This window comes from Hamadaea flava, from assembly GCF_024172085.1.
In the GTDB taxonomy this organism is placed as follows: domain Bacteria; phylum Actinomycetota; class Actinomycetes; order Mycobacteriales; family Micromonosporaceae; genus Hamadaea; species Hamadaea flava.
The window spans coordinates 7,353,169-7,369,607 of sequence record NZ_JAMZDZ010000001.1; the positions used below are offsets into that span (position 1 = coordinate 7,353,169).

The 16,439-nt window shown below is 67.9% G+C and carries 11 protein-coding genes and 1 CRISPR repeat array; of the genes, 7 read left to right on the forward strand and 4 right to left on the reverse strand.

Features of this window, described 5'->3' with window-relative positions; translation table 11 throughout:
• Positions 1-4: 4 nt before the first annotated feature.
• Both HDA40_RS34495 and HDA40_RS34500 read right to left on the reverse strand, forming a co-directional pair.
• The gene (locus HDA40_RS34495) at positions 5-2,608 is read right to left on the reverse strand and encodes a M4 family metallopeptidase (protein ID WP_253761978.1); all 2,604 of its coding nucleotides are present in this window, start codon (positions 2,606-2,608) and stop codon (positions 5-7) included.
• Between the two features lie 212 nt (positions 2,609-2,820).
• Positions 2,821-4,707: a hypothetical protein gene (locus tag HDA40_RS34500; RefSeq protein WP_253761979.1), complete on the reverse strand. Its 1,887-nt coding sequence runs from the start codon at positions 4,705-4,707 to the stop codon at positions 2,821-2,823.
• A gap of 468 nt (positions 4,708-5,175) precedes the next feature.
• Here HDA40_RS34500 and ileS point away from each other — a divergent pair, with 468 nt between their 5' ends.
• Both ileS and HDA40_RS34510 read left to right on the forward strand, forming a co-directional pair.
• Positions 5,176-8,289: an isoleucine--tRNA ligase gene (gene ileS, locus HDA40_RS34505; RefSeq protein ID WP_253761980.1), complete on the forward strand. Its 3,114-nt coding sequence runs from the start codon at positions 5,176-5,178 to the stop codon at positions 8,287-8,289.
• Positions 8,290-8,980: 691 nt separating this feature from the next.
• On the forward strand, positions 8,981-9,400 hold the full coding sequence (locus tag HDA40_RS34510; protein ID WP_253761981.1) for a hypothetical protein: 420 nt from the start codon (positions 8,981-8,983) through the stop codon (positions 9,398-9,400).
• Positions 9,401-9,571: 171 nt separating this feature from the next.
• On the opposite strand, the gene HDA40_RS34515 is transcribed toward HDA40_RS34510, so the two are convergent.
• Positions 9,572-11,023: a CHAP domain-containing protein gene (locus HDA40_RS34515; RefSeq protein WP_253761982.1), complete on the reverse strand. Its 1,452-nt coding sequence runs from the start codon at positions 11,021-11,023 to the stop codon at positions 9,572-9,574.
• A 443-nt stretch (positions 11,024-11,466) separates the two neighbouring features.
• On the opposite strand from HDA40_RS34515, the gene HDA40_RS34520 reads away from it, so the two are divergent.
• From HDA40_RS34520 to HDA40_RS34535, 4 genes are all read left to right on the forward strand, one after another.
• Entirely contained in the window at positions 11,467-11,832 is a 366-nt protein-coding gene (locus tag HDA40_RS34520) for a hypothetical protein (RefSeq protein ID WP_253761983.1), read from the forward strand.
• A 142-nt stretch (positions 11,833-11,974) separates the two neighbouring features.
• Entirely contained in the window at positions 11,975-12,334 is a 360-nt protein-coding gene (locus HDA40_RS34525; protein ID WP_253761984.1) for a hypothetical protein, read from the forward strand.
• Between the two features lie 144 nt (positions 12,335-12,478).
• A CRISPR array of direct repeats spans positions 12,479-12,872; the repeat unit is 28 nt; unit sequence GGATCACCCCCGCGTGCGCGGGGAGCAG.
• Positions 12,873-13,160: 288 nt separating this feature from the next.
• Positions 13,161-13,907, forward strand: a complete 747-nt coding sequence (locus HDA40_RS34530; RefSeq protein WP_253761985.1) for a sigma 54 modulation/S30EA ribosomal C-terminal domain-containing protein — start codon at positions 13,161-13,163, stop codon at positions 13,905-13,907.
• A 239-nt stretch (positions 13,908-14,146) separates the two neighbouring features.
• Positions 14,147-15,406 carry an SGNH/GDSL hydrolase family protein gene (locus tag HDA40_RS34535; RefSeq protein ID WP_253761986.1) on the forward strand — a complete coding sequence of 420 codons (1,260 nt, stop codon included), beginning with the start codon at positions 14,147-14,149 and terminating at the stop codon, positions 15,404-15,406.
• A 25-nt stretch (positions 15,407-15,431) separates the two neighbouring features.
• Here the strand turns inward: HDA40_RS34535 and HDA40_RS34540 are convergent, their stop codons facing one another.
• The gene (locus HDA40_RS34540; RefSeq protein WP_253761987.1) at positions 15,432-15,782 is read right to left on the reverse strand and encodes a winged helix-turn-helix transcriptional regulator; all 351 of its coding nucleotides are present in this window, start codon (positions 15,780-15,782) and stop codon (positions 15,432-15,434) included.
• A 54-nt stretch (positions 15,783-15,836) separates the two neighbouring features.
• Here HDA40_RS34540 and HDA40_RS34545 point away from each other — a divergent pair, with 54 nt between their 5' ends.
• Positions 15,837-16,424 (forward strand): NAD(P)-dependent oxidoreductase, encoded by a 588-nt coding sequence (locus HDA40_RS34545; protein ID WP_253761988.1) that lies wholly within the window; start codon positions 15,837-15,839, stop codon positions 16,422-16,424.
• Positions 16,425-16,439: the final 15 nt, after the last annotated feature.

Sequence of the window (16,439 nt, forward strand, 5' to 3'; positions counted from 1 at the left end):
CGCATCATGCACCGAAGGCGGTGTCGAGGAACTGCCGGGCGTGTGCGGCGTCGAGCCCGACGAGATCATCGAGATCGACCTGCGCGCGTTCGACAGCGAGCAGGTCGGCCAGATCGTGGCCGCCGGCCGCCAAGTCCGCCGCCGCGAGCGCGTCGAGCAACGCGTTGACCTGCGCCACGTTCTGGGCGGTGACAGTCGCTTGCGGCGACGAATCGTCCGCCAGGGACTTCACGACTGGTTGCATGGCGTAGAGCACCGCCGCGAACTGATTCTTCAGAGCCGCGTTCGCCAGCATCAGCTCACTCATCCGGTCGCTGCCGGCCAGGAACGCCTCCGCATAGTGCCGGAGAGAGACGGAGACGTCGGTGCCGGCGACCGCCAGCAGCCGGTGCAGGTCGAGGTAGAGCTGCTGAGCGAGCGGGCCACCGCCCGTTCCGCCGCCGCTGGTGCCGAGGCTGGTGGTGGCGGCGCAAGTGCACTCGTCGGGATGGTTGATCACCGTCGTGTCCTCCACACCGACCGCGCTCCACGCCTGCTCGACCGTCTGCGACCACGGCGAATTTCGGCCATACAGAGCCTCGGCCGTGGCGATCTGCTGGATCCGGAAGTCCGCGAACGACGAGTCGGAGGCCAGCATGCCGAAGTCGCCGCCGGCGATCGTGTACCAGAGCAGGTTCGCGGCGAACGAGATGCCCTGCTGCTGGGCGATCAGATAGAACGCGTGGTTGGGAATGCCGCTGTTCGAGTGGACGCCGCCCGCGTCCTCCCAGGAGCACATCTCCTTGTAGTCGCGCACGTGCGCGGGCTGCTTGTACCTACCCGGATCCGCCATGCTGCGCAGTGCGCCGCCCTTGAGCTCCGCGCCCATGAGCCAGTCGTTGGAGCCGCGCGTGTACGACTCGATCCGCTCGGCGAACGAGTCGGAGATGCTCTCGTTCAGCGCGCCGGATTCGAACTCGTAGGTGAGGCCACCGCCACCGGTGTTGCGCTGGAACACCATCTGGGTCAGCGCATGGGTCCATTCGTGGGCCACCACGTCGAGCTTGGTGAAGCCGTCGCCGAACGCGGTGAATCCGAAGGCGCCACCGCCGGACCACTCCGCGTTGCCAACGTCCTCGCCCCACCGGACCTTGGCCAACATGTCGGCACCGTGCCCGTCGAAGCTGTCCTGAGCGAGCGCGTGGAGGAAATACTGATACGTCTCGCCACTGTGGTCGTAGACCTCGTTGGCGTCGGCGATCGAGCTGGGCGGGCCGCTCTCCTGCCGCAGCAACACGCCAGACGCGTACTCCCACTCCCGGTGCTGCAAGTCGTAGACGTATCGGCGGAGCACCGGCATCGCCTGGTTGCGTACCTGGACGATCCGCTCAGGCCCGGCCGCCGCCACGAGATACTCGAGCGACACACCCCGATCGCCGTCGGCGAGGGCGACACTCCACACCGGAACCGCGACCACCTCGACTCCGGAACGTGCACGATCGAGCGGATGCATCACCAGCCGCGTTTCGCGCGTCGGCACACCCTTCGGCAGATCCTTTCCGGCACGCCGCCTCGCGGCTCCGGCGTCGCGGGCCACCGGCGTACGGTCCGGCAGCAGATCGGGTCGCAGACCGTTCCTCACCAGCTGCACGCGCCGCCCGGACTCGTCCAGCTGCACGCCAAGTTCGGCGTTCTCGACCGGAATCCCACCGACCACCTGCTGGAACCAGACATGCCGCCGGCGCAGGTCGTCGCGTCCGTCGAGCGTCTGCCGCAGCACCGTCGTCACGTCCCGGAAGCCGAACAGCCGCGAGTTGGTACGCAGCCAGGTCAGCACATCGGAGCCGAGCGGAACGTCGAGCTGCACAGTCGACGGCACTCCGCGGTTTGGCGAGTACGCCACCCGCCAGGTCTCCGGGCTCGCCGCGTGCAGCCGCTCCAGCGCCGCCTCAACCCCCGGCCGCCGGTACGCCACCACGCCCGCCGAACCTGGTGTGGCCTGCGCGGGCGCGAACATCAGCACCGAACCGCCCACCAGAACCGACACCACCAGCGCCCTGACTCTTCGGCGAGTCCGCGGTAGACCCGACGGTGAACGGCGACGCACCGCCGCCGCCCGCCATGCAGCCACCGCGCCGCCCACGATCGCACTCCCGGTGAACGCGAGACCGAACGCGGGCCAGATGCCCACGTGGTACGCGATGAGCCCACCATCGGGCCGCCCGACCGTGCCGATCGCCACCGCGACCACGATCCCGAACGCCAGCGCTGTCACCGGAACGGTCAGCGCCAACGGGAATCGATGCCGCGCCGCCGATCTGGCGGCCAGCCAACCGATCGTGACAGCCGCCGTCAGCGGGCCAAGCAGAAGAAGCAACGCTGGACCGAGATGCGCGGAATCGACCGGAAGCGCCACGGGAACACCGGCGATCTCCACCGTCAGCGGGGCGCCGGTCGCGGCGCCGAACGCAGTCAAGACGCCCTGCGCGGTCGTCGCCAGACGACCGGAGACCGCGCCAAGGACATCGGTCCGTCCAGAAAGTACAGTCAACGCGCCCCACGAGGCGGCGAGGGCGGCGGCCAACGCCGCGACACCGGCGAACACGGCTGAACACAGGAACCTGGCCACGCGACCCATCGAGTCTCCCAAGGTTGGCTGCGACGCTCCAGAAGAGGGCTGAACTCCCGCCGAACAGGTCCAGCGGGCGGTACGCGGCGGCGCGAAACGTGCCGCATCATCGTTTCCGCCGGGTCACCCGTTGGACAGGAGCGGAACCGGAGATTGACCGGCATCTTCCACGCCGCGCGAGCCGCGACACCCCACGGCAGAGTCACGTCGCGCTATGATCTCGGCACGTCCCAGCCGGTCAGCAAGGTCTTGGTCTCGTCGTTCTGATCGGGAACCATCGCGATGAGCTGGCTGGGCATCGGAATGCTCCACGTCAGATTCGAGCAGTCCCCGGTGATAGGTCCGCCGGCGGCGAACGGCGCGCTCAAGGCGTTCTTGCCAAGATCTTTCTTCCCGATCCCCGGCGTGTCGATGGTGTAGACGAGCTTGGTGATCATCGGTGCGGCGACGGTGCCCCCGATCTGCCAGCCGACTTCGATGGATCCGCCTGGCCCCGCGTCGGTGAAGGTCACCACCTTGCCGCTGACCGAACCGTCCGAGCTGACCTGCAGGTCGAGGATCTGCTGCTGGGATGTGCCGTCGCCGAGATCCTTCTTGTTGCGACCGAGTCGGTAGTGGCCGGGCGCGACGTCGTTCGGGCCACAGGACAGCCCTTTGCCGCCGCCCGTCGTCGCCGTCGGGGTGGGCTGCTTGTCGGCGTGATACAGGATGCCGATGTAGGTGACGGCTTTGACATCGGTGAGCGCGGCCAGGCGCCGGGTCGCCAGGTCGAGCACCGGCTTGGCCACCGCCTCCACCAGGTCGCGGACAGCCGCCGGGATCTGATCGAAGACGAGTTTGGTGAACAGCCGGCGCACTCGCTCGATGTCGTTGCGCTGGACCGACGCGGTCAGCTGCAGCAGGCCGCCGCGTTCCTGCTCCTTGCCTCCGGCGGCGAGTTTCGCACTCTCCTGGCCGGTGGCGTAGGTGTAGTCGGCGGTCTGGTTCTTGCCCAGCTCACCATCGGCCGACTTCTTGCTGCTGAGGTCCGGCCGACCCTGATTGATCGCAGCCCAGGCGAGTTTCGATCCGGCCGCCGAACCGACCTCGCGTAGATCGACCCCGAACGCGTCGGCGCAGTCGAGGATCAGCTCCGATATCGGGAGCTTGTTGTCGCTGATCGTGAGCTTGACCCGGCCGGTGACGACCTCGGCGTCGACGCCGAACCGGTTCTCCTCCGGATCCGGGCTGAGGACGGCCCGCCACACGGTCAGGAAGGTGGAGACCTGTTCGATGGTGGCGATGACGCCGAACACATTGGCCATCAGACTCACCACCGGCTGGGTCACCGTCTCGATGAGACCTTTGACCAGCCCGGCCGCCAGGTCGACAGCCGCGTTCCAGATCTTGCCGAGGAAGCCGAGGAAGCCTCCCTTGGACGCGTTGACCTTCAGCACGTTCGCGACCGAGTAGATGGCGCGCTGGACGAAGTTGGTCACGGCGGTGCACGGACCGGCGAGCCCTCCGGCCAGGACCGGTTGTCCGGCGGGTCCGATGGCAGGCGAAGCCGCGCTGGCACCGTCGGCGGCCGCCGCCTTCGTCGCGTCGGCGAGGAACAGGGTGAGCACCGCGTTCGGGAAGACGATCTGCTCCGGCCGGTGGAAGTCGCGCTCGCCGAGCAGGGCATATGCGAACCGCGCGCCAGGGCTGTCGTAGGTGGTGGCCCATGCGGCGATCAGGTACCCGAGCGGTGGTGCTCCCTGCGGGGTCGGTGCCGTCGTGGCAAGCAGATCGCCGCGTACGCCGCCGCCGTTGGCGGCCTCGGCCGCCATGTTCTGCAGCTGCCATCCGGTCAGCCGAACCGTCTGCAGCTGGAGCGTCGGTCCGCTCGGCGTCGTCGGATCCTGCGTGATCCCGACCCCAGCGGCCGCCAGCTCGTCAGCCAGTACGCCTACCTGGTCGGCGTCGAACGGCAGTCGGCGTAGCTTGCTGACCTTGGCCGCTGACGCCGGGTCGATCGACGGCCGCGCCGAGTCCGGCTTGTCGTCGTGCGAACACGCTGAGACGGTGGCGAGCAGGGCGACGGCGACCACGGCGGCGATCAGGCGCGACGATCTCATGCCCTGATGCTCACGGATACGGTCGGCAGATCACATCGTGGCTACCACCGAGAAAGTTGCCGCAGCGGCTGACGACCGCTTGCCATCGGTCCTGGGGCGAGCACTTCCAGGGCGGCCTGACCGTCGCCGGCTCGCGGACGTGCAGGCCGAGGCCGGTGCCCGGCGGCAGCGGCAGCGAGCTGCCCACAGCAGGGCTGGGAAACAGCGCGTCCGCGGACTGGGTTAAGGTACAAAGGCGAGGCGTTGATGGGGACGAGTAGCTCCGGACGCAGCCCAGAGAGACCCGGGGACGGTGGAAGCCCGGGGGCGTGCCCGTTGTGAAGATCACCCCAGAGCCGTCGGAGGAAAGGCCCCCGGGCCGAGTAGAACCGACCGCATGAATGAGCGGGCCGCTTTGCGGCCAAGGAGGGTGGTACCGCGGGGTTCGCCTCGTCCCTCCGGGAACGTGTGAACGAGACCGGAGGAAAGATGCCGTACCAGCCCGTGCCCGCCCAGGTCGACCTTCCCGCGCTCGAGCACGCCGTGCTCGACCTCTGGCGCGACCGCAAGGTCTTCCAGCGCAGCCTCGACCAGTCGCAGGGCAAACCGGAGTGGGTGTTCTACGAGGGTCCGCCAACCGCCAACGGGATGCCCGGCGCCCACCACATCGAGGCGCGCGTGTTCAAGGACGTCTTCCCGCGCTACAAGACGATGAAGGGCTTTCACGTCGCCCGTAAGGCCGGCTGGGACTGCCATGGTCTGCCGGTCGAGCTGGCCGTCGAGAAGGAGCTCGGCTTCTCCGGCAAGCAGGACATCGAGGCCTACGGGATCGCCGAGTTCAACGCGCGCTGCCGGGCCTCGGTGACCCGGCATACCGACGCCTTCGCGCAGCTCACCGAGCGGATGGGCTACTGGGTCGACCTCGACGACGCGTACCGGACGATGGACTCGGACTACATCGAGTCGGTGTGGTGGTCGCTGCAGCAGATCTTCGACAAGGGCCTGCTCGTGCAGGACTTTCGCGTCGCGCCGTGGTGTCCGCGCTGCGGCACCGGCCTGTCCGACCACGAACTGGCCCAGGGCTACGAGAACGTCGTCGACCCGTCGGTCTACGTGCGCTTCCCGCTGACGTCCGGCCCGCTGGCCGGGACCGCCTCCCTGCTGGTATGGACGACGACGCCGTGGACGCTGGTCTCCAACGTCGCGGTCGCCGCCCACCCGGACGTCACCTACGTCGTCGCCACCGACGGCACCGAGCGCCTGGTCCTTGCCGAACCGCTGGTGGGCAAGGTGCTCGGCGAGGGCTGGTCGGTCGAACAGTCCTTCACCGGCACGCAGATGCTGCAGTGGGCGTACGAGCGGCCGTTCGATCTGGTGGCGGTCGAGGACGCGAACTTCGTGGTGACGGCCGACTACGTCACCGTCGAGGACGGGTCCGGTCTGGTCCACATCGCGCCGGCCTTCGGCGCCGACGACCTCGCGGTCAGCCGCGCGCACGGCCTGCCCATGGTGAACCCGGTGCGCCCGGACGGCACGTTCGAGGACTGGGTGCCCCTGGTCGGCGGCGTGTTCTTCAAGACGGCCGACAAGGCGCTGGTGAAAGATCTCGCCGAACGGGGCCGGCTGTTCCGTGACCTGCCCTACGAGCACAGCTATCCGCACTGCTGGCGTTGCCACACCGCGCTGCTGTACTACGCGCAGCCGTCCTGGTACATCCGCACCACCGCCATCAAGGACGAGCTGCTGCGGGAGAACGAGAAGACCACCTGGCAGCCGGAGACGGTCAAGTACGGCCGCTACGGCGACTGGCTCAACAACAACATCGACTGGGCGCTGTCCCGCAGCCGCTACTGGGGCACGCCGTTGCCGATCTGGCGCTGCGAGGCCGGCCACCTGACCTGTGTCGGCTCGCTGGCCCAGCTGACCGAGCTGACCGGCCGCGAGCAGTCCGACCTGGACCCGCATCGGCCGTTCATCGACGAGGTGGCCTTCGACTGCCCGCAGTGCGCCGCCCTCGCGACGCGGGTGCCGGAGGTCATCGACGCCTGGTACGACTCGGGTGCGATGCCGTTCGCCCAGTACGGCTACCCGTACAAGAATCAGGACCTGTTCGAGAAGCGGTATCCGGCCCAGTTCATCTCCGAGGCCATCGACCAGACGCGCGGCTGGTTCTACACGCTGATGGCGGTCGGCACGCTGGTGTTCGACAAGTCGTCCTACGAGAACGTGGTCTGCCTGGGGCACATCTTGGCCGAGGACGGCCGCAAGATGTCCAAACACCTGGGCAACATCCTCGAGCCGATCCCGCTGATGGACCAGCACGGCGCGGATGCGGTCCGGTGGTTCATGGCGGCCGCCGGCTCGCCGTGGTCCGCGCGCCGCGTCGGCCACAGCACCATCCAGGAGGTCGTCCGCAAGATCCTGCTGACGTTCTGGAACACCGTCGCCTTCCAGGCGCTGTATGCGCGTACCGGTGGATGGTCGCCGTCGGCCGCGGATCCGTCACCGGCCGAGCGGCCCCTGCTGGACCGCTGGGTGCTCTCGGAGCTGAACTCGCTGGTGGGTGCGGTCGACGCCGCGATGGAGGCGTTCGACACGCAGCGGGCCGGCAAGCTGCTGGCGGCGTTCGTCGACGACCTGTCGAACTGGTATGTCCGACGGAGCCGGCGCCGGTTCTGGCGGGGAGACCAAGCCGCCCTCGCGACGCTGCACGAGGTGCTGGTGACCGTGACCAAGCTGCTCGCTCCGATCACGCCGTTCCTGGCCGAGCGCGTATGGCAGGACATCGTCGTTCCGGTGACGCCGTCCGCGCCCGAGTCGGTGCATCTGGCCGACTACCCGACGGCCGACCCCACTCTGGTCGACGACGGCCTGGCGGCCGGCATGTCTCTCGTACGCCGCCTGGTGGAGCTGGGCCGCACGGCCCGTGCCGAGTCGTCGGTCAAGACCCGACAGCCGCTGTCGCGGGCCCTGGTGTCCGCACCTGGCTTCGCCGAGCTGCCGGAGTCCCTGGTCGACCAGATCATCGACGAGCTGAACGTCCAGAGCGTGCAGTCGCTGGCTGACGTCGGCGGATCTCTGGTCGACACGACCGCCAAGGCCAACTTCCGCACGCTGGGCAAGCGGTTCGGCAAGACAGTCCAGGCGGTGGCCGCCGCGATCGCCGCCGCCGACGCAGCAGCCCTGAGCGCCTCCTTGCGTACCAGCGGATCCGCTTCGGTCGAGGTGGACGGCTCGGTCGTGGAGCTCGGTCCGGACGAGGTCGTCATCACCGAGACGCCCCGGTCGGGCTGGGCGGTGGCCAGCGGCGGCGGCGCGACCGTAGCGCTGGACCTGGAGATCACGCCGGACCTGCGGCTGGCCGGTCTCGCGCGCGAAGTCGTCCGGCTGGTGCAGGAGGCCCGCAAGTCCAGCGGCCTGGATGTATCCGACCGCATCACGGTGCGATACGAGGCGACCGAGGAAACCGCGGAGGCGTTGCGGGAACATCGTGCCCTCGTCGCCGAGGAGGTGCTCGCCACTGACTTGGCGGCCGGTGCGGGCATCGGCGAGTCGTTCAGCGACGAGGCGCTGGGGCTGAGGTTCTGGATTACCAAGGCTTAAGGGCTTCCCGGGCGTCCGATCGCATCGATGAGACCGGCGCGCGGCGTCAGCGCCTTGACCGTCAGGCAATGAAACGAGGTGAAGGCAGCGTCTTTCGGTCGATGAGGGTGGCGATGGCCGATCAGCTGTCGCGCTGATGATCAGACCGCCTTCCCGTCGCCGATTCGCTTACGCTCTACTGAGATGCAAGCGGCACGCGAGGCGTTAGCGTGTGCCTATGACTGTGGTGTGGGTGAGTTGTGCTGTGGCGGCGCTGCTTGCCGTCTCGGTCGCAGTCCTCTGGGCACGTCGTAGGCGTGCCCTCGACGGTCAGTCGGCGATGCGCGAGTTGGCGAAGGAACGGCGACGACGGCAGCGGGGGACAATTCGCGGCGCGGGCCAGGGAGGTAACGAGGGCCTGTCGCATGACGCTGCTTATGGCACCGATTCCAGTGGATCTGGGATTTGATCAGCAACGGACGCGGCCAACACTGGCGGTGGGCGTATCACGGTGACTGGGGTTCGGCGCCGACGCGGAGGTGCCAGCCGTCTATTCGGCTCTCTGAACCGTGTGGCCGGCTCATTGCGTGGCCGCAGATAAGGCCGCCTGCGTCGGTCGGAATACTGGCTGGGACGCGGGATACTGTCACCGCGGACCAGGCGACCTGCGTCGGGGAGCAGCCGGTCGCAGCCCACCAGGAGGCGATGACGAGTGCGACGCGGTGACGTCTGGTGGGCCTTCGTCGGGGAGAAGTGCCTCATTGTGCTTCTCTCTGGCGATGAGGACCTGGAGCTGCGTGCCATACAGATCGTGGCTCCGGCCACCGCTCCCGAGAAACACGGGTTCGTGGTGCTGTCCGGCGAGCAGGCGGCCGACCCCGGGGTGATGCGGCAGGTCATCGCCTCAGCCGGACCCGGCGTAGGTGGTGTGGCCATCGAGGTCGACGTCGGCGCCTGGGAAGGGCTTACGCATGGCGGTGTCGTACGCGTGGGGCTTCCCCGCGAAGACCGCATCTTCTGCACGTGGCTGGTGACGCTGACACAGCAGAGCTTGGCTGAGAAGGCGGGGGAGTTGTCCCCTGCGACGCTCGATCAACTCGCCAACGCGCTGCGACTGGCCCGAATGGAGTAGCCGCGCGGACGACGCACGACGGTGGCAATCCAGGTGGGACCAGGAAACATCAAGCCTCTTGCCGTGGGCACCCGCAGCGCCTTGGTCTTGTTGGGCGGAGGGCTTATGAGGTGGGCCGGCTTCCCCTGCGTGCGCGCGGGGGAAGCCGGCCTGTTGCTGTCGGGCCTCGCGCTACACGATCAGGTTGAATCCGCCCCAGCCGGTGCCGATTTTGCTGCCGGTGCCGCTGTAGGGGTCGCCGTTGTCGCGTTCGATGTTGTTGGAGTAGAGCCAGAGTGTGCCGTCGGGCTTGCGGCCTACGAGGTCGGTGTATCCGTCGCCGGTTACGTCGGCTCCGATGATCTGGTTGAACTCGCCCCAGCCGGTGCCGATTTTGCTGCCGGTGCCGCTGTAGGGGTCGCCGTTGTCGCGTTCGATGTTGTTGGAGTAGAGCCAGAGTGTGCCGTCGGGCTTGCGGCCTACGAGGTCGGTGTATCCGTCGCCGGTTACGTCGGCTCCGATGATCTGGTTGAATCCGCCCCAGCCGGTGCCGATTTTGCTGCCGGTGCCGCTGTAGGGGTCGCCGTTGTCGCGTTCGATGTTGTTGGAGTAGAGCCAGAGTGTGCCGTCGGGCTTGCGGCCTACGAGGTCGGTGTATCCGTCGCCGGTTACGTCGGCTCCGATGATCTGGTTGAACTCGCCCCAGCCGGTGCCGATTTTGCTGCCGGTGCCGCTGTAGGGGTCGCCGTTGTCGCGCTCGATGTTGTTGGAGTAGAGCCACAGTGTGCCGTCGGATTTGCGGCCTACGAGGTCGGTGTATCCGTCGCCGGTTACGTCGGCTCCGATGATCTGGTTGAATCCGCCCCAGCCGGTGCCGATTTTGCTGCCGGTGCCGCTGTACGGGTCGCCGTTGTCGCGCTCGATGTTGTTCGAATACATCAGTAGGGTGCCGTCGGATTTGCGGCCCACCAGGTCGGCGTACGAGTCACCGGTGACGCTATGGCCGAGCCTGCGTTCCGGCGGCGTCGCCCCGCCGGTCACGCCGACTGGCTCGATGTATCCGACGATGTCGACGTCCGAGCGTTTCTTGTGGACCGCCGTGATCCCATCGCTCTGGTTGCCCCCGATGTAGTAGACGTCGGTGTCGTCTGAGCTGGTGACGATGGCGACGTGGTCGATCGCGTTCGTGTCGCTGCTGTTGTGGTCCCAGTCGAACACGACCGCGTCACCGGCCTGGGGCTTATACCCGGTGCTGCGGGCGTGGTAAGTCCCGTTGTCATCGCCATACGCCTTGAATGACTGCGCATACCCGTTGATGGCACCGAGGCCAGTGGTCACGCCGGCTTCACGCCAGACGTACTTGGCGAATGCCGCGCACCAGGCATATGCGCTGCCGCCACCTCCCCAGCCGCTTCTGCCGCCACAGGCGGGCCAGCCGAACATCTCTCCGCCGTAGTAGGTGCAGTTGACGCCGATCTCCTTGTTACGCGAGTCGTCGTTCTTCTCCCGCTTCGCAATGCTCACGATGCCGCTACGGCTCGCCGCGGCGCTGGCCGGCGGCGGGCTGATCAGGATGCCGCCGCCTAGCGCAACGACGACCGTCGCCGAAGCGACCGCCCAGCGCCGAAGCCTGGTGTGTCCCATGGGCCATCTGTCCTTTCCGTGGGTTGCTCGCCACTACGAGCAGCCCATCGCCTGACTACTGACGCCGGGCAACGTATCGGGGGGCTATTGCGGCGGTCTTGCAGAAACCTTGAATCGGCAGCTCACGGCGAGGGTCTGAGCGGACCACAGCGCGACTCGGCAGGAACGAGCCGACCGCGCAAGACACGGAACTCGCGAGCGAACTGGTGATGGCGTTCTCGCGCTATCGGAACGCGATCGTGGAGCGGGTGCTCACTAACCAGGACCGGCCGGTGGCGCGCACAACGCGGCGCGGTCGTCCGAAGGTAAAGGCGGCAGAGAAGACCGAATAGCACCACCCCTCATGAAGGCTTCCGGCGCTAAGGGACGCGTCGGGGGATGCGTGCTGCCCTGGGCGCGCGCTGGCATCTATCCATGCACCGCATCACGAAGGAGAGGCGAGAGTGCACACCCCCAAACTCATGCGTGGTCTGACCACGCTAGTCGTCGTCGCGCTGGTTGGCTTGCTCGGCGCTCAACTGGCGACGGCGAAGCCCGCTCCCGGTCCGGGTCCATCGTCGGCGTCGGTGACGGCCAACGGCGTCGTCAGCAGCTTTACGTGCGCGATGACGTTCAATCCGGAGCCGCAGTACTCCGGCACGAACAAGGTGATCCACTATGGCGTTCGCGGCGACTGTGACAAGCCGGTTGACCTGATGTTCCAGGGCTGGCTGTACACCGTCGTCGGGACCGGTGACAACACGCGGTATGTCCTGGAGGACAGCTTCGCGCCTCGCTACGCGACGGCGCAGAAACTGGGGCACCGGTAAGCAGTTGGCCTGCCTCGGGACCGCGAGCAACCGTTGGGTCGCGAAAGGCTACGGCACCGCGAACGGGTTCCTGTTCACGCCGACCTACATCTGGAGCAGCGTCTATACCTTCCCCTGCGAGTAAGGCTCATAGGCTGACGTGATGACGATTCTGCGCCGTAGCTGGTATCACCCGCGCAACCGGCCTAAGACCGTTCCGGAGATCTTCGCGCTAGTGGTCGCGTTCGAGAATGGGCGCGCTCTGCACGTGGTGGTAGAGGGGCCGGCTTCGGCCGATGAGGACAGCTATCAGCTGATGGCTAGCGGGCCGGATGGGCTGCTTCGGCGTACCCATCATGAAGGTCACGGCGACCGCTGGGGACGAGTGCTGGTCGGCACCTTCGACCTTCCCCCAGCGGGATTAGTTCCGCTGACGGTTCAGGTCACCGCCACAACGCCGGATGGCGAGACGCGAACGGTGATGTCGGTCGAGACGACGACGTTGGCGTACGAGTCCGATTGAGACTGCGGCCCGGCCTCACCTTCCGGCCGGGCCGCGCAAGCGGCTCGACACCCTGACAGATGAAGGGTCGCCCTCCGCCCGCGCGGATCACCACGCGTGCGCGGGTAGTAGGTCAGCGATGCCACGATCCGCGACCTCGACACGGGATCACCTCCGCGTGCGCGAGGAGCAGCGCAGCGCGGCCGGGAGCGTCCCCACGAAGTCCGGATCACCCTCGCGTGCGCGGGGAGCAGGCTCGGGGACGGGGCCGGGCTGAAGCTGGGCAAGGATCACTCCCGCGTGCGCGGGGAGCAGAGTCTGCGTGGCCAGCCGCGTGTCGAGTACCACGGATCACCCCCGCGTGCGCGGGGAGCAGTATGGCCATCTGGCCGCGATCATCGACCCGGCGGGATCACCCCCGCGTGCGCGGGGAGCAGCCTTGGATCTTCGCCGTCGGCGATGATGTTCGCGGATCACCCCCGTGTGCGCGGGGAGCAGAGCTGATCGGCCTGGAACGTCTTGGTGCCCGCCGGATCACCCCCGCGTGCGCGGGGAGCAGGCTTGTTCACCTGCGCCGATGAAGATCCAGATCGCGGATTTCCATCACTTTGATTTCCCATCGCCGAGCAAGCGAGCCCCCTAATCCTACGTGGATGGCCGCCGCCACGCACGAGCCATACCTCGCGCTGTCTGCACCGAGGAACGCGCCGAATCGCGAGCGAACGAGGCCGCGTACGGGACCGTAGACCTGCCCCAAGTCGGGCCCTTATGCCCTGGTCGCCGATGCGCCGCCCCCAGCAGGCTGATCGCTGGAGGCCAGCTGGCCGGATGATCAGGAGGTCCACACATGCCGGGGTCCGTCACACCGACTTCGCCGACGGTACGCGTCGACGGCAGCGTCTCAGCCGACGAGCGCGATTGCGCCGAGGCGATGATCGGTGCGGTGCTGGCCCATCACAGTGGCGTGATCGACGATGCGCGACTACGCGTGACGGGCAGCCCGTGTGCGGGTGGTCCGGGGTTGGTCCAGGTGAACCTGCGTGTTCATGGCGCGCCGGCTCGCGTACAGGTGCCGGGGCGGACGGTGGTCGAGGCGATTTCCGCTGCGGCTGCGCGGCTGGATCGGCAGGTTCACCGGTTGGCGACGGCGTGGGAGCAGTGGCCGTGGCCGGATCCCGAGCGGCGTGCGCTCGGTTTGCCGGGTGGTGGGACGGTCGCCCGGGTCAAGAATGTTCGGCTGCATGTCGGTATGCCGTGCCAGGCGGCGTCGACGCTGAGTGCGATGGACTACGACGTCTACCTCTACACCGATGCCGAGACCGGCGAGGACGCGGTGGTCTACCGGTCGGGGCCGACCGGCTTGTGTTTGGCGCGGCAGCGGACGATGCGGCCGCCGTCGCTGCGGTCGGCATTGCCGTTGACGGTCAACCCTCGCAAGACGTCGGCGATGACGGTCGGTCAGGCGGCGGCTCGGCTGGCCGAAGGCTGGCTGCCGTTCGTGTTCTTCACCGACGAGCCGACCGGGCGGGGCAATCTGCTCTATCGCCGATACGACGGGCAGTTGGGACTTGTCACGCCGATCGAAGGCGCCTGATCGCACGGAGAGCCCGTGGGACGCCCCTGACCGCGCGGGGGGCGGGACTGCGCTGATCCGCCACGACTGACCGCGCCGGGGCGAGACAAGCGCCGATCGGAAACGCCTGGCCGGACGACCGTGGGACACGCGGGAAGCGGGCGGCATTAACAGATCTCGCGTGAACGGCGAGAATCGTTGACGGTGAAGATTCTTCATGATTCGATGTGGGCCACCCTGTCCCCATTGGAGATGTCCCTGTGTCAATCCTTCGCCGAGCGGCGTTGGCCGCCGCACTTCTCCTCGCCACGGTGCCCGCCCGCGCCATGGCCGCCCCCGTCGCCGAATTGGACGCTCTGCCTGTCGCCGCCGTCGTGATGGGCGACAGCTTCGTCAGCGGCGAAGGCGCGGGCAACTACTCGAACGTCGTCGACGTCAACGGTGTGTCCCAAGGGTTCCCCGGCTGGTCGGCCGCGAACTCGAACGCGTACTTCTGTCACCGGTCGCCGAACGCGTCGATCTTCCAGGCTTCGCTGCCTGGCATTCAGAACCGCTTCAACCTGGCCTGCTCGGGCGGTCGCCCGTACGACATCACCAGTGCCTCGTCCACTCGCGACAAGGGCCGCTCGGTCAAGTCGCAGATCGACCAGGTGCGCGCGGTCGCCCAGACCAACGACATCGACCTCGTACTCATCGGGCTCGGCTCCAACAACAGCTCGTTCAGCTTCGGCGATGTGGCGAGCAAGTGCGCCAACCGGTTCATCGCCGACGCCTGGACCGGGTGGTGGGAGTTCTGGGCGTACATCAACGGGCCGGTCGAGCAGGACCCGTGCACGTCTGATGATCTGGCCACCGCGGCGCAGGTGAGCAGCGCGACCGCCGAGACGATCACCGCGCTGCGCCAGCTGCTGACCGTCCTGGACCAGGTCGACGCCGACCACCAGCACCGGATCGTGCTGCAGGATTACACCAACCCGCTGCCCTTCGACGTGCTGCCCTCGCTGGTCGAGGCGGACGGTCGCCAGGACGACCGGGACAAGTTCCGCGACCTGGGCGCCGCCCGCTATGCGGCCGGCTGCCCGATCCACCGGGCCAGCCTCGCGCCCGGCCACCAGTTCTCGGCCAACCTCGGCACCATCGTCAAGACCGCGTACACGACGCTCGCGGCTGAGTTCCCGGCTGATGATCTGGTCTATCTCAACGTTCAGCAGGCCTTCGACGGCGCGCGGCTCTGCGAGGCCGCCACGAACCCGGCCACGGCGTTGGCCACGCCGGTACGCGTCCAGGACGGGCCGTCCGGTGTGCCGCTCACCAGCCTGTCCGGCAAGGACAAGCTCGACATCAAGCGGTACGCCGACACGTGCATCACGTATTTCCAGACGTGCCAGGAGTCGTGGCACCCGAACGTGGCCGGGCACGGCGTGCTCGGTCAATGTCTCGCCGGAGCGTACGCCGCGAGTGCGCATTCGGTGAAGTGCGTACGCCAGTCCAACGGCACGATCGTGGTGTCGGCGGCCTGACGTCGCGTCCCGCGATCCCGTCGAACTACACCTCGACGGGGTCGCGGGCGTCCAGGATCTCGTCCCAATGTTCGGCCGTCCACGCGTACAGCGCTTTGAGCGGGCCGAGCAGGCTGCGGCCGAGCGGCGTCAGCTCGTAGGAGACGGCGCGACCGGCCGCGGAGCGGACCACGAACCCGTCGCGTTCGAGCGTACGCAGCGCCCGTGTCAGCTCCTTCGGGCTGGTCCGGTGCAGCACCGTACGCAGTTCGCTGAACCGCAGCGGTCCCGCTTCCAGCGTCCCCAGCACCAGCGGCCCCCACTTGTGATCCATCCGCACCGGCAGGAACGCCGACGGGCACAGCTCGTCGAACAGGTCGGGCTTCGAGTGGATCATAGATCGAGGATAGCTACCCGATCGGTAACCATGCCCGGAACTACGGTCGTCGCCATGTTGAAGATCGTTGTTTTCGGGGCGGACGGCAAAGCCGGCAGCGCTGCCGCCGCCGAGGCGAAGTCCCGTGGTCACCAGGTCACCTCGCTCGACCGGCCGGACACCGACGTCACCGATCCGACCGTCGTGGCCGGCGGCGCGGCCGGGCACGACGTGGCGATCATGGCGGCGGCCGATCCCACCGCCGATCCCGCGGTGTTCTTCCGCTCGGCCGCGGAGAGCCTCATCACCGGGTTGGGTCAGGCCGGGGTCAACCGGCTCGTCTGGATGAGCCTGGCGTCGCTGCTGCCCGACGCCAACGGCGTACGGCTGATGGACATGGACGGGTTCCCGGCCGAGTTCCAGCCGTTCTCGCTGGCACATCGGGCGGCCTTGGAGATCGTGCGCGGCTCCGACCTCGACTGGGTCGCGGTCAGCCCCGCCGGCAACTTCGACACTGGCGGACAGCCTGTCGGTGCGTACAAGATCAAGGAGGGTGACCTGACCGCGAGCGTCACGTATCCCGATCTCGCGCGGGCGCTGATCGACGAGGCCGAGCGCGAGCAGTTCCGCCGCACGCACATCGGGGTGGTCGGCGCGCTGTAGCCGGTGAACGCCGGC

Excerpts from the sequence above, each read along its gene's own strand:
- HDA40_RS34500 (WP_253761979.1), bottom strand. The coding sequence starts at position 4,707 with ATGAGATCGTCGCGCCTGATCGCCGCCGTGGTCGCCGTCGCCCTGCTC.
- HDA40_RS34545 (WP_253761988.1), top strand. The coding sequence starts at position 15,837 with ATGTTGAAGATCGTTGTTTTCGGGGCGGACGGCAAAGCCGGCAGCGCT.
- HDA40_RS34530 (WP_253761985.1), top strand. The coding sequence starts at position 13,161 with ATGCCGGGGTCCGTCACACCGACTTCGCCGACGGTACGCGTCGACGGC.
- HDA40_RS34525 (WP_253761984.1), top strand. The coding sequence starts at position 11,975 with ATGACGATTCTGCGCCGTAGCTGGTATCACCCGCGCAACCGGCCTAAG.
- HDA40_RS34515 (WP_253761982.1), bottom strand. The coding sequence starts at position 11,023 with ATGGGACACACCAGGCTTCGGCGCTGGGCGGTCGCTTCGGCGACGGTC.
- ileS (WP_253761980.1), top strand. The coding sequence starts at position 5,176 with ATGCCGTACCAGCCCGTGCCCGCCCAGGTCGACCTTCCCGCGCTCGAG.
- HDA40_RS34540 (WP_253761987.1), bottom strand. The coding sequence starts at position 15,782 with ATGATCCACTCGAAGCCCGACCTGTTCGACGAGCTGTGCCCGTCGGCG.